At 43.9% G+C, this 12417-nt stretch carries 14 protein-coding genes; 7 read left to right on the top strand and 7 right to left on the bottom strand.

Annotated features, from left to right (window positions below):
* Window positions 1–7: 7 nt before the first annotated feature.
* Complete coding sequence (locus tag TOLA_RS08420; RefSeq protein ID WP_015878736.1) at window positions 8–622, bottom strand: LysE family translocator; 615 nt, start codon at window positions 620–622, stop codon at window positions 8–10.
* Between the two features lie 141 nt (window positions 623–763).
* Between TOLA_RS08420 and TOLA_RS08415 the strand changes: the two genes are divergently transcribed.
* Window positions 764–1216, top strand: coding sequence for an Lrp/AsnC family transcriptional regulator (locus TOLA_RS08415; protein WP_015878735.1), 453 nt, complete (start codon window positions 764–766; stop codon window positions 1214–1216).
* 109 nt (window positions 1217–1325) lie between these two features.
* Here TOLA_RS08415 and TOLA_RS08410 read toward each other — a convergent pair whose 3' ends face one another.
* Window positions 1326–2303, bottom strand: coding sequence for a Gfo/Idh/MocA family protein (locus TOLA_RS08410; RefSeq protein ID WP_015878734.1), 978 nt, complete (start codon window positions 2301–2303; stop codon window positions 1326–1328).
* A 295-nt stretch (window positions 2304–2598) separates the two neighbouring features.
* Between TOLA_RS08410 and TOLA_RS08405 the strand changes: the two genes are divergently transcribed.
* Window positions 2599–3372, top strand: a complete 774-nt coding sequence (locus tag TOLA_RS08405) for a DeoR/GlpR family DNA-binding transcription regulator (RefSeq protein WP_015878733.1) — start codon at window positions 2599–2601, stop codon at window positions 3370–3372.
* Between the two features lie 14 nt (window positions 3373–3386).
* Here the strand turns inward: TOLA_RS08405 and TOLA_RS08400 are convergent, their stop codons facing one another.
* Both TOLA_RS08400 and TOLA_RS08395 read right to left on the bottom strand, forming a co-directional pair.
* Window positions 3387–4400 (bottom strand): lactonase family protein, encoded by a 1014-nt coding sequence (locus TOLA_RS08400; RefSeq protein ID WP_015878732.1) that lies wholly within the window; start codon window positions 4398–4400, stop codon window positions 3387–3389.
* A complete protein-coding gene (locus tag TOLA_RS08395; protein WP_015878731.1) occupies window positions 4397–5386 on the bottom strand; it encodes an NAD-dependent epimerase/dehydratase family protein in 990 nt (329 codons plus the stop codon). The genes TOLA_RS08400 and TOLA_RS08395 overlap by 4 nt, the downstream gene beginning before the upstream one ends.
* 351 nt (window positions 5387–5737) lie before the next feature.
* On the opposite strand from TOLA_RS08395, the gene TOLA_RS08390 reads away from it, so the two are divergent.
* Window positions 5738–7309: a carboxylesterase/lipase family protein gene (locus TOLA_RS08390; RefSeq protein ID WP_041609797.1), complete on the top strand. Its 1572-nt coding sequence runs from the start codon at window positions 5738–5740 to the stop codon at window positions 7307–7309.
* A gap of 82 nt (window positions 7310–7391) precedes the next feature.
* On the opposite strand, the gene TOLA_RS08385 is transcribed toward TOLA_RS08390, so the two are convergent.
* The 3 genes from TOLA_RS08385 to TOLA_RS08375 form a co-directional block, all read right to left on the bottom strand.
* Complete coding sequence (locus tag TOLA_RS08385; RefSeq protein ID WP_015878729.1) at window positions 7392–7685, bottom strand: putative quinol monooxygenase; 294 nt, start codon at window positions 7683–7685, stop codon at window positions 7392–7394.
* A gap of 25 nt (window positions 7686–7710) precedes the next feature.
* Window positions 7711–7911 carry a 2-hydroxymuconate tautomerase gene (locus TOLA_RS08380; protein WP_015878728.1) on the bottom strand — a complete coding sequence of 67 codons (201 nt, stop codon included), beginning with the start codon at window positions 7909–7911 and terminating at the stop codon, window positions 7711–7713.
* A 128-nt stretch (window positions 7912–8039) separates the two neighbouring features.
* Window positions 8040–8960 (bottom strand): LysR family transcriptional regulator, encoded by a 921-nt coding sequence (locus TOLA_RS08375; RefSeq protein ID WP_015878727.1) that lies wholly within the window; start codon window positions 8958–8960, stop codon window positions 8040–8042.
* Window positions 8961–9204: 244 nt separating this feature from the next.
* Between TOLA_RS08375 and TOLA_RS16350 the strand changes: the two genes are divergently transcribed.
* The 4 genes from TOLA_RS16350 (at window position 9205) to TOLA_RS08355 (ending at window position 12312) form a co-directional block, all read left to right on the top strand.
* Window positions 9205–9837, top strand: a complete 633-nt coding sequence (locus TOLA_RS16350) for a hypothetical protein (protein WP_015878726.1) — start codon at window positions 9205–9207, stop codon at window positions 9835–9837.
* A gap of 100 nt (window positions 9838–9937) precedes the next feature.
* On the top strand, window positions 9938–10825 hold the full coding sequence (locus TOLA_RS08365; protein WP_218916102.1) for a LysR family transcriptional regulator: 888 nt from the start codon (window positions 9938–9940) through the stop codon (window positions 10823–10825).
* A 108-nt stretch (window positions 10826–10933) separates the two neighbouring features.
* A complete protein-coding gene (locus TOLA_RS08360) occupies window positions 10934–11341 on the top strand; it encodes a DoxX family protein (RefSeq protein WP_015878724.1) in 408 nt (135 codons plus the stop codon).
* Between the two features lie 11 nt (window positions 11342–11352).
* On the top strand, window positions 11353–12312 hold the full coding sequence (locus TOLA_RS08355; protein WP_015878723.1) for a glutathione S-transferase family protein: 960 nt from the start codon (window positions 11353–11355) through the stop codon (window positions 12310–12312).
* Window positions 12313–12417 lie beyond the last annotated feature (105 nt).

Below are 12417 nucleotides of genomic sequence, written 5' to 3'. Positions count from 1 at the left end.
TAGTCTCTTACAGCATCTGCTCTGCAAATAAAAGCAGGGCGATTACCACCATCGCGATACCGGATATCTGACTGACGATCTGGGCGGCTCTTGGGCGGGTGCGTAATATCGTTTGCGAGCTGAAACCCACCAGAAAATAAACCACACCACAGCTGAATAAATGAATCAGGCCGAGTGAAATGATCTGAACAGGGATCGACCATGAACCCGTCGGATCGGTGAACTGAGGCAACAACGCAAGAAACAACAGGAATACTTTGGGGTTCAGACCACTCACGCAAGCCCCCTTTATAGTCCAGCGACGCCATGAGCTGGTTTCCTGAATTTCTCCGGCGTTTGGTACAGATGGATGAATGAACATATTGATACCAAGCCACAACAAATAAGCGGCACCAATGACGGTCAACACCGTAAGGGCGATGGGATTCCCTGCAACAAGAGCACCGATACCGGCAGCTACAATTAATATCGCGATAAAGTGTCCCAGCAACAATCCGGATACCGCAGGTATCACCACACGGCCGTGCATACCGGCCGAGATCGCGTAGGCCCAATCCATGCCTGGCGTGATCACAAACAGGATTGAAACCGCCCAGAATGCAGCGAATAAGCTGACCGCCATATTTTTTACCTCTTGCAATTCTTTGACTATGAAGAAGGAACTTCCAATCTTCGGTTGATATTGGAAATAATATTCCTAAGACATTAGAATGTGCTTTCAAATGCTTGCTTATAAACTGCTAAAGCAGGGAGAATTTTCTAAATGGATAACATTGACCGCAAGATCCTTGCTGAACTGCAGTCTGACGGGCGTTTATCTGTCACTGAGTTAGCGGATCGCATTGGGCTCAGTCTTTCGCCCTGTCATCGCCGGGTACGGGCACTGGAGCAATCCGGAGTGATCAGAGGCTACAAGGCGCAGCTTGATCCGGGTAATCTTGGCTTTAATTTTTCAGCGCTGGTTTTTGTCACGCTCAAAGAAGGTGACCGTCAGGCGGTCGAAGCTTTTGAAACTGCGGTGATGGAAGTGCCTCAGGTCATTCAGGCGCAACGGCTTTTCGGCGATCCGGACTACCTTCTTCAGGTCGTATCCCGTGATTTATCGGCCTTCCAGCAGCTTTACGATGAACAACTTTCCTCTCTGCCGAGTGTTCAGCGCCTGATATCTACTCTGGTCATGAAAAATGTCGTTCAGGATCGACCTCTGCCGTTGTGAATTATGTGAATATTCCCATTTCCAATATAACCAATTGTGAGAAGTTTATTCGCTGTCATTTATGTCCTTCCATTTATTTGATTAGCGATATTTAAGTGTCAGGTCGAGTTCAGCTAAAAACTATTCCGGCCTTGTTTCTGGCATCAGTAAGAATTTTCATAACTGACAAGGAGTGTTCTAAATTCCTGTAACACTCATTATAGGCTTGTCTTGAAAACATATCGTTGAATGCTTTCATTTCATAAACCATATGGTTATCAAATTCGTTCTCATTGAGTGTTTTTGTATCACCATCAACCACTATTTCAACTGAACGGGCAATATTAGGCGAGCTGGCTAATTTAAGGTATCCATTAACCCCCTGAATGATTGTCTGACTTGGGCTCGCAGAATCTTTTGCACCAGTACAGACTGAAATAAAATCAGGATATTGCATGACTACCACACCGGATGTATCAATTCCGTTAAAGCCTTTATTGCAGAAATATTCAATTTTCTCCGGCATGCCGAACAAGAAGCATGAAAGATGGATGTTGTAGATATTAATGTCATATAGTGAGCCACCCGACATTGCCGGATCAAATGCAGGGTGAACCTGACCTGCCAGATACTGGTTATAGCGGCTGGAAAACTGTGAATAGTTACTTTGCACCAGTTTAATTTGCCCGATCCTGGATAAGTGTTCTTTTATAAGAAGAACGTTCGGCGCATAAATGGTTGTGATGGCTTCAAATAGAAACAGTTTTTTATCTTTGGCTAAATTGGTCAGCTGCAAAGCTTCATCATAATTGGATGTAAACGGCTTTTCGCTGATCACATTTTTATTTTCCTGAAGTGCTTTCCATGCGTAAGAAAAATGCAATTTATTCGGAATACCCAGATAGACAAAGTCGATGGCCGGATCGGCGAGGAACAAATTAAAGTCGGTATAAATCTTATTGATGGCGAATTTACTCTGATAACTTTTCGCAAGTTCCAGATCGCTTTCGAGTACGCAAATGGCCTCACAACACACATTTTCTGTCATCGTAAGCGCTTCAAGGCACCATTTGACAATATTACCTGCACCGACAATACCAAGACGCATAATTAATTTCCCTTAAATGATTGCTTATGAACACTTAAGTAAATATCCGGTTTGCGCGTGTTTTTGTCAAGTGATTGTACGTGAAATATGCGTGTTTGTGATGCTTGATAAGTTTTTGTGCGTGCAATGCTCTGTATAGATTCATTTGAGTGTATTTTTTGGCTTTATTTGAATCATTTATGCTTTTATCAGGCAAAAGATGATGTGTTTGGGTGAACCTGATGCGAAAATAAGTTAATGTAAGGCAAAATAATTGATACTTTTCATATCAGATATGACTCAGCGGGATGAATCTATGACTCAGGAAGAACGCTTAATTGAATTAGAAGAACTTGTCCGGAGTCAGGGAAAAGTAACACTTGAATATATTTGCCAGCAGTATCAGATCTCGTATGACTCTGCCCGCAGGGATTTAGTCAAACTGACGAAGATCCCCGGTATTATCCGGATCCGTGGCGGAGCTATTCTTTCAGAAAAACGAGTGAGTCTGTCGTATAACCAGCGAAATGAATTTAATCCGGTCAAAGAGGTACTGGCCCGCCGCGCTTTGACGATTATTAATGAGAATGACATTATATTTCTTGATGCGGGTACCACCACGGCTGCACTGGCACATCATTTACAGACACCAACCAATATCATTACCAATTCTCTCGAAGTTCTGAATGAAATAAGCGGAAAAGAAAATATAAAAAAATGCGTTTTGGGTGGGACATTTGATGAGTTCTCTCATACGATTTTAGGTAACATCACCATTGAACAAATTAAACGATATCAGGCTGATAAAACATTTATCGGTGTGAGTGCATTGTCAGAAGCAGGCATTACAACTGATACAGAATTGGATGCATTACTTAAAATGGCGATGGCTCAGCAATCGAAGCTGGTTATTTGTATCGCTACCTTCTCAAAATTTAATACTCAGCTTATGTATCAATCATGCCAGTGGTCTGATATCGATTATGTTATTACGGATAAAATGCCGCCAGCTAATATCTTAAAGCTAATCGAAGCGAATGAGGTTGAACTTATCGTTGTAACTGACGAGTCGGCACCGGCAGATTTCTGATGCCAACTGTCACTTTAATTAAGAAAGCCAACCGGTGCAGAAACACCAGCCACTTCGTTTAATAATTTTAACCGGTGTTGGCTGGTATCAATTTCGAATAGTTGTAAGCAATCCGATGCCTGAGCGGCAACAATGATTTGATGATCGTTGATATAAAGATCTCTTGGGGTTAAGCCGGTCCGAATCCGGTCACATACCGTTAAGGTACCGGTCGCGGAGTTGATTTTGAACAGCACTAACGTATTTTCTCCCCGGTTGGTAATCAGCAGATATTCGCCATCCGCCGTCATTGCACAGCCGGCGGCACTATTTATAATCACTGTATTACCATCCAGCGTTGATATTCTTTGAATTTCATCGATTCCAAAGTCACGCAGGGCATATACAGCGACGCTGTTTGATATCTCATGTAATAAATAGGCAAATCTGTTATCAGGGCTGATCCGCATGATTCTTGGGCCAGAGCCCAGCGGGCAATCGATGAAAACATCCTTGATAAGATGAAGTTCATTATTCTTTATCGAATAAAAACTGACGAAATCAATCCCCATATCCACCGAGTAAGCATGTAGTCCATCACGCATTGCGCATATATGGTGCGGGTGTGTATCTGTCTGACGTATGTCAGCGCTTCTCGGGCGATAAAGATGTTTATCGACACTTTTTATCTGAATTTCATCTGCAGTTTCAAAAACCACATCGACACCATCATAAAATGACGAACCGAGCAGATGATCCGTATGATTAATACGACCAAATGATGTAATAAAAAACGGAATAGTCTGTTTATTCAAAAAGGTCAGATTGAATGCTTCATCGAGGGAGAAAGTCAGAATACCCGGTTCTTTGTTATTTCCCAGATAAGACATATACAGTCTGTTGTCAGTAGTGATAATTGCGCCGGGTTTCATTTCGCAAGGATATATAAGCTTTGCCTGAATGCTCTTGTTACTTACATCAACAGAATAAAGGCCACGACCATTACCCTGATTATCACCATATCCCACTAAAAAAGTTTTAAAGCTCACAGGATAACTCCTCGTTCGATAACCTCATCGCACCATTGATCAAATTCAGGATCATTGACCTTCAGGTCTGAGTGCTTATCCATATAGTCTAAATACAAACGGATACCATCTTTCATGGCGATATGACATTGAAAGTCAGGGCATATCTTTTTGATTTTTTGATTATTAAATATAACGGAATATTGCTTGTCACCCTTGATGGACATTCTGAAATCGTATTTTTTACTTTTTTCCAGCAAATCAGTCGGGATATGTACAATCTTAATGTTTTTATTCAGTTGTCTGGCCAGTTCGTGATAGATCATATTCCAGGTGAGAATTTCATCACCGGTTAAATGATAAATTTCGCCGATAGTTTGCGGATGATTAATGAGCGGGATAAATCCACGGCAAAAGTCATTACTGTGCATGGATACCCAGGTTGAGGTACCGTCGCCATGAATAATCACGGGTTTATCGTTCAGAATTCTGTCAATAACGGACCAATAGCTTTTCCCTTTGACACTTAAGGGAAGTTTATCTTTGCTGTAGGTTTGCGAAGGGCGGACGATCGTCACCGGGAACTGCTGCTCGTGATACGCATTCAAAAAAAGCTGTTCACATTTCAGCTTGGTCTGCGCATAAGTACTGAAAGGATTGCCACATTCAGATTCTTCTGTGAGTACGACATTTTTTTCACGATCTAAAACAGTGACTGTGCTGATAAATATGAATTGTTTTACTCTATTCGCGAATGCATTGATATTCACTTCCGCTTGCGTAAGTGTTTGAATTGCAAAATTAATAACAATATCTATAGCGTACTGTTCTTGTAATGATTGTAATAAATTGAAATCTTCTGTGTTACCCGAAATATAGATAATGTTCGGTTGTAGTTGCTCTATTTTCTTTCTGCCAAGAACATATACCGAGTGGCCCATTTCTGCCAATTGCCAGGTGATCGGTGAACCAATATTCCCCAGACCACCAATAAGTAAGATATTCATTTTCACCTCATACATTATCAGCACCGACAACAGCAGGAAGCAGACTTAAGTTTTCCTGCGCTATCACTTATGACCGCGTAAGTGAATATCTGGTCTGTTCTGATTTTTGTCAAGGATTACGCGTAAGTTTTGTGCGTATTTGTAAGGTGTGATAAGGCTTTATGCATGGGGTTTCGATAGGGAGCATTTGAAACGTTTTGTTTCAAGTGAAGAATCATTTCTCGTATTTATCGCTGGTTTTGTCTGATTTACAGTGAGCGGATTCATATCCCGTAATGACAGGACTTCGTGATGCGCAACCGGAACATGACACTCTTATTCACCACGGCAATACTATGTTCAGCTACGGCGGTGGCTCAGACAGCTCCGGACAGTTTTCAGACCTGGCTGAATGAGTTTATAGCGCCAATACATGCCAATAAGTGGGATAACGAGAAAGAAATATCGCTTCAGACAAAGTCTGGTTTATTGAAAGGTATGGAAGCTGATGGGATCCAGATTTTTCGTGGTATCCGCTATGCTGAGGCGCCGGTTGGTGAGCGTCGTTTTGCGCCGCCAGTCAGAACTCCATCATGGGAAGGCGTTAAAGATGCAACCCGGTTCGGTTCTATGTGTTTGCAGCCAGGTGAAGGTGATTTTTCTGAGGATTGCCTGTTTCTGAACGTTTGGGCTCCGGCTGAACAGAGTAATGAAAAGCTGCCGGTATATGTATTTATCCATGGTGGCGGGTTCAGTATGGGCTCAGGATCGCAGCCACTTTACGAAGGAACGTCACTAGCCAAATCTGGCGTCGTGCTCGTTACGCTGAACTATCGCCTTGGAACACTGGGTTTCCTTCCATCTAAAGCCGCTTTCGAAAAATACGGTACAACAGGGAACTGGGGTTTGCTGGATATGATTGCTGCGCTTGAGTGGGTTCAGGACAACATTCAGGCATTTGGCGGTGATCCGGCCCGGGTGACAATTGGTGGTGAATCAGCCGGTGCATTTGCAGTCAGCACGTTGATCAACTCACCGAAGGCCAAGGGTTTATTTAATCAGGCCATCATGCAGAGTGGGGCATTGCCGATGGTAACCACGGTCGCGCCTTCTACAGCACTTTCTTTTGCTAAAGCGAAGATGGAGTCAGCTAAATATTTTGCTGAATTTGGTCTGAAGGATGATACAAAAGGCCTGTCATCTCTGCGGAAAGTTCCTGCAGAAAAAATTGCATCAACTCAATTGCGTTACCCGGAATTGAGGATGCCGCAAGTCGGCGGGTTCTGGCCTTTACCCGACGGGTATGTTTATAAAGCTAATCCTGTTGAGCAGATTAAAAAAGGGAATATTAATCAGGTTAAACTGCTGGCGGGCTTTAATACTGACGAAGGAAGTCTGTTTATTCCTCCGACAACAACCGAAGCAGATTATAACGCCCTGGTTGGAAGTGTATTTGGCAAAAATGCTGCGAAGGTAATGGCTCGTTTCCCTGTGACTAAGGACAAGAATGTTCACAGTCAAATGAATGATGTGATTACTTTAAGCTTGTTGCGTAGCGGAATGTACCGGTACGCGGATGCTCTGGCTCAAAAGAATGATGTGTATATGTATCATTTTGACTATGTTGACCCAATGATTCGTCCAACCGGATTAGGTGTTATTCACGGTTCAGAAATAAAATACGTCTTCCATAATTTTATGGATGAAGTAAATAAAGATACAGACGCTAAAAAGGTTGCATCGCTAATGCAGACCTCATGGGTTAATTTTATCAAAACCGGCAATCCAAATAAGGGTATGACATTGCCTGATAATAATCAGTGGGATAAATATAATCCTTCTGTACCGGCGGAGCTTCATATTTCAGTAAAGCCAGCCATGCAGTCCATGTATAAAGAAGAGGATGTGAAGTTTATTAATCAGCTTCTTCAGCAGCAAAAATAAGCGAATAGTAAAAAGCCGTCCGGATGTGGACGGCTTTCTCTATATAATCACGATGTTTTACCTGAAATTAATCACACCGGCATCATGCACAGTTGATATATGTATTAATAGCTAAGTCATCGACCAGTTCAGGCAGAATTTCTTTGAGCTTCAGCAAATAAGACTGTTCACTATGAAAATCAAATGCTGCTTTATCTTTATAATGCTCAATTACTGCGAATAATAAAGGATTTTCAGACCCCTGATGCAGGGTGTAACTGATGCAGCCTGCTTCTTGCCGGGTTGCTTCAACCAAAGCAGTCAGCGCTTCCTTTAATTTGTTTTCACAATCTTTTTTTGCGGTAAACGTTGCAAGACATGTCAACGATGCGGTCATGTTGTTAAATCCTTATTGTAAGAAACTAACTGTTTTTCTTAAGCGTTTCTGAATAAACTTCGCCGGAAATAGCCCAGTTTTTCAGTTCGACATCATTAAAGATTACGTAAACATACTGTGGATCAACACCAGTATGTTTAGCAATTGAATCCGTAACATCTTTTGCAATTTTTTGTTTTGATTCGTCTGAACGGCCTTCAAACATCTGAATATTTACAACTGGCATAAAAAAATCCTCAACGTAGACAGTAAATGGCTATTGAAATAGCATCACCGGATGCTGTTTACATCGTAAGCGGATACTTTTAGTGAATAAATACGATATAAGTGGATTCACTGTAGAGAAAAATGCTACTAATTGAATGCCCCGTCTTCTGCCTGACGAGCCAGTTCATCGACGATATACCGGACATTCGGAAGTAAATGTCTCGTTTTTGGCCAGATAACGTTAAGTTCTATCGGTGCGGGAATACATTCTTTGAGAACGATGCGTAATTTTCCCTCTTTAATATGCTGGGTCAGCAAGGACTCCGGAAACTGTGTCAGACCACTACCGGCCAGGCAAGCCTGGATCATGGCATCGCCATCACTGATCTGGTGTGTAGGGGTAGGGTTGAAACGGACATCGTTGCCATGTTTATCTTTTACCAGCCAGCTAAGCGGGCTTCCTTTACGATAACCCATGATACACCGGTGTTTTTTCAGATCGTCAAGATCGGCGGGTGTGCCGAACCGTTGCAGATAGTCAGGTGATGCGCACATTACGAGTCGTTGATAGCCCAGCTTTTTCGCAACCAGATCGGTGGAGTCTTTTACTTCGCCAAAACGTATACAAAGATCAATGCCTTCTTCAATCGGATCGATAATTTTATCGTTAAACGTCAAAGTGAGTTTCAGTTCGGGGAATTGCTCTTCAATCCCTAACAGGATGGGCATCATCACCGCTCTGCCGAAGGCGGCGGGCATATCTATCTTGATGTTGCCACTCGGAACGTTTTGTCTGTGTAATACAGTCGCTTCTGCTGAATTCAATGTATTCAGAGCAACGAGACATCCTTCGAAATAGGCCTCTCCGGCTGTGGTCAAACTGAGTTTACGGGTTGTCCGGTGGAAAAGTTTTGTCCCAAGCCGTTGTTCCAGCTGAGATATACTTTTACCCACTGCAGATTTTGATATTCCCAGTTGCTCGGCTGCCTGAGTAAAGCTTTGCGACTGTGCAGTGGTTACAAAATGCACCACGCCTTTCAACATATCAGTAGAGATAAAACCAGACATTATAGATTTACCACCGGAGGTGTTTCATTACAGAAATAAACGCTCAGGTGTGTTTAACTGAAATATCTCATCAATTCAAGGTGATTAAGTCCGGATTGTTGACATTTGGCTAATTAGAAACAATCTGTTTTCACTGTCGGCTCATAATCTGCATTTATCCCGACGTCATTTCCCTTAAAAATAAGCAGTAACAAAGTAATCTTTTTCAGAACTGTTTTTATTACTGTGGGAAGGAAGTGTATTCATGACCAGTGAAACTATTTTGGTAGATTTAAAAGCGGCGGCAGAAGGGATTGGCGTGAAACAGAATCCTAATCTGTTATTGCGCTGGGAAGAAAACGTCAAAGGTTACTCTGCATTGAAAGTGCAACCTTTGGCAAAAGAATTCAAGGTAGAAGATAAGTGGGTATTGCTCTTCGATGCCATTCAGTTTGAAGAAGCAATTGTGGAATTTGATGCGCTGGGCCAGAGTGAACCACCACAGAGTAACTTCCTGGGTGTGGCTTTTCATGCCACCGACGACATTACGCACGATGCAGTTTATTTCCGGCCGTTTAATTTCAGAGCAGAAGATCCGATCAGAAGAATTCATGCGGTTCAGTATGTTTCACATCCGGAATATCCATGGTTTGATTTACGCCGTGATATGCCTGAGCAGTATGAAAAACCGGTTTTGCCTGCACCTGATGGTGACTCATGGTTTCATGCAAAAATCGAAATCAAACGTCCGGCCATTCGTGCTTTTGTTGAACATGCTGACGAAGCGAGTCTGGTGGTGAACGAATTAATTCCCCGGAAAGAAACAAGTTTCGGATTATGGTGCGGGCCGGGTGTTGGCGGTTATTTTGCTAATCTCAAAGTGACTATTCTGAAGTAAATCACTGGCAGCATTGGGCCGCTAATGATATGAAAACAAACGGGCTGGTCATCAAAACAATCAGAGGGGTAAACCGGTGGAGCGACTGGACTGTGATCGAATGTTTGTTGCTGTCATGGATGTTGGTAGTTTTGCCAGCGCGGCCCAACGATTGGGAATAAGCAGTGGGCAAGCCTCCAAACTGATTTCGAGGCTGGAGCAGAATTTAGGTGTACAACTTTTCAAACGCAGCACCCGAGCGTTAGCCGCAACGGAGATCGGACTGGCTTATTATGAACGCGTGAAAAGACTGCTCGATGACTACGACGCTTTGAATGATGACATTCGTAACACGTCAGATTCTCCCTCTGGCAAGGTGCGTATTTCAGCGCCGGTAACGTTTGGTTCAATGCAACTGGCAACGCATCTGATCGCTTTTGCTCAGCGTTATCCGCAGATCGAACTGGATGTCAGTTTTTCTGACAGACTGGTCAACGTCGTGGATGATGGTTTTGATTTGGCATTACGGATCGGAAAACTGTCTGACAGTAGCCTGATAGCCAGAAAACTGTGCGATATCCGGGTGATCCATGTGGCGTCGCCCGGCTATCTTAACGAGCGGGGAATGCCTGCGCACTGGCATGAATTGTCCCAACATGAATGTATTCTGGATACCAATTTTCGTGATCCGTTTATCTGGCCATTTCTGGATCAGAATAAGGTCATTGATGAATACCCGGTCAATGGCCGTCTGAAATTTTCCAATGCGGAAGTCTGTCTGAAAGCGGCCTGTGCCGGGCTGGGGATCGCCCGGTTACCGTCGTTTGTCGCTGCTGATGCGCTGAGAGCAAAAGAAGTTGTGCCTGTGCTGACCAATTGTGAACTCCCGATTTTAGGGCTGTATGCGCTGTATCCGCCGGCAAAGCATCTGGCCAGAAAGTCCCGCGCAGTGATCGATTTTCTCGTTACCGCGTTATCCGGTGAGCCAGAGTGGGAGAAAGGGTGGTGATTATTTCCAATATGGAAGTAATCTTCCCCTTTTTGAGGGGATAATCCTTTTTAAGGAAGTCAGCTACATTAACTCTCGTCAACATTCACAGACTGAGAGGAAATCATCATGACTAATAACCATACCGCACCTTATGCCGCACTGATTATGCGTCTTGCATTGGGCACCCTGTTTCTGGCTCACTTCGGCCTGAAATATTTCGTGTTTACACCGGCCGGTACGGCTCAATTTTTCACATCCCTCGGCCTTCCGGGCGGACTGGCTTATTTAACCATGGGCGTGGAACTGATTGGGGGCATAGCGTTAATCCTTGGTATCTATGCACGTATCGTCGCTGTCGCGCTGATCCCGATATTACTGGGTGCGATCGTCACCGTGCACGGATCTGCCGGATTCTTCTTCAGCAATCCAAACGGTGGTTGGGAATTCCTGGCATTCTGGATTGTCGGACTGATTGTACTTGCGCTGACCGGCGACGGTAAGTTTGCCCTGAAACCTACTATGATGAAAAAATAGGCAGGCCAGCCATGTTAGTAAATGGAAAATGGAACGCAAACTGGCATCCGGTGCAGGCATCGGATGCAAAAGGGGGCTTTGTCCGTCAGATCTCCGGTTTCCGTAATTGGGTTACTCCGGACGGAAAACCGGGGATAACCGGCACAGGCGGATTTAACGCTGAACCTGATCGCTATCATCTGTATGTCGCACTGATTTGCCCCTGGGCATCGCGTACGTTGATCGCCCGCAAGTTAAAAGGGCTGGAATCGGTGATCAGTGTGTCAGTGGTTGAGCCATGGATATTAGATCAGGGCTGGCACTTCGGTGATTACCCGGGCGCTGACCGTGATGAACTCAATGGCGCGGAATGGCTGCACCAGCTTTACACCCAAGCGGATGCAAATTATACCGGCCGTGCGACGGTGCCCGTCTTGTGGGATAAAAAGCTCAGAACCATCGTGAACAATGAATCAGCCGATATTGTTCGTATGCTGAACAGTGGTTTCGGTGCGCTGGCATCAAGCGATATCGACCTGTATCCCGCTGTGCTCAGTAATGAAATTGACACGCTGAATGACGAGATTTACCAGAAACTTAATAACGGTGTTTACCGTGCCGGATTTGCGACTTCTCAGGTGAGTTATCAGGAAGCCTGTGAGGATGTATTCAGTATGCTGAACTCACTGGAACAGCGATTCAGTGATGAACGGGAATTTCTGATTGGCGGGCAGCTCACGGAAACTGATATCCGGTTGTTTGTCACGTTGATCCGTTTTGATGCTGCTTATCACGGGTTGTTTAAGTGTAATTTACGACAACTCAGGGCATATCCATTGCTCAATGCCTATGTGAAACGCATGCTGACGATTCCCGTTATTCGTGAAACAGTGAACATTGATCATATCAAACAGGGCTACTACTCGATTAAAGCACTGAACCCGAATGGCATTGTCCCGGCAGGTCCCGACATGAGCGATTACGGATATTAAGGGGTATCAAGATGGCAAAAACGATTTAGTCATTCCATGGACTGAAAGCGAAAAAGCGGCAGCACAACTCACTGCAGCGGTTTGTTTTTGGATCTTCATTTATAG

The sequence above is a fragment of the Tolumonas auensis DSM 9187 genome (assembly GCF_000023065.1).
In the GTDB taxonomy this organism is placed as follows: Bacteria; Pseudomonadota; Gammaproteobacteria; order Enterobacterales; family Aeromonadaceae; genus Tolumonas; species Tolumonas auensis.
This window is presented reverse-complemented; position numbering and strand designations above follow the sequence as displayed.

What these genes read in the sequence shown, in the direction of transcription:
- TOLA_RS08420 (WP_015878736.1), bottom strand. Translation starts at nt 622, where the DNA reads ATGGCGGTCAGCTTATTCGCTGCATTCTGGGCGGTTTCAATCCTGTTT.
- TOLA_RS08415 (WP_015878735.1), top strand. Translation starts at nt 764, where the DNA reads ATGGATAACATTGACCGCAAGATCCTTGCTGAACTGCAGTCTGACGGG.
- TOLA_RS08410 (WP_015878734.1), bottom strand. Translation starts at nt 2,303, where the DNA reads ATGCGTCTTGGTATTGTCGGTGCAGGTAATATTGTCAAATGGTGCCTT.
- TOLA_RS08405 (WP_015878733.1), top strand. Translation starts at nt 2,599, where the DNA reads ATGACTCAGGAAGAACGCTTAATTGAATTAGAAGAACTTGTCCGGAGT.
- TOLA_RS08395 (WP_015878731.1), bottom strand. Translation starts at nt 5,386, where the DNA reads ATGAATATCTTACTTATTGGTGGTCTGGGGAATATTGGTTCACCGATC.
- TOLA_RS08385 (WP_015878729.1), bottom strand. Translation starts at nt 7,685, where the DNA reads ATGACCGCATCGTTGACATGTCTTGCAACGTTTACCGCAAAAAAAGAT.
- TOLA_RS08380 (WP_015878728.1), bottom strand. Translation starts at nt 7,911, where the DNA reads ATGCCAGTTGTAAATATTCAGATGTTTGAAGGCCGTTCAGACGAATCA.
- TOLA_RS08375 (WP_015878727.1), bottom strand. Translation starts at nt 8,960, where the DNA reads ATGTCTGGTTTTATCTCTACTGATATGTTGAAAGGCGTGGTGCATTTT.
- TOLA_RS16350 (WP_015878726.1), top strand. Translation starts at nt 9,205, where the DNA reads ATGACCAGTGAAACTATTTTGGTAGATTTAAAAGCGGCGGCAGAAGGG.
- TOLA_RS08365 (WP_218916102.1), top strand. Translation starts at nt 9,938, where the DNA reads ATGTTTGTTGCTGTCATGGATGTTGGTAGTTTTGCCAGCGCGGCCCAA.
- TOLA_RS08360 (WP_015878724.1), top strand. Translation starts at nt 10,934, where the DNA reads ATGACTAATAACCATACCGCACCTTATGCCGCACTGATTATGCGTCTT.
- TOLA_RS08355 (WP_015878723.1), top strand. Translation starts at nt 11,353, where the DNA reads ATGTTAGTAAATGGAAAATGGAACGCAAACTGGCATCCGGTGCAGGCA.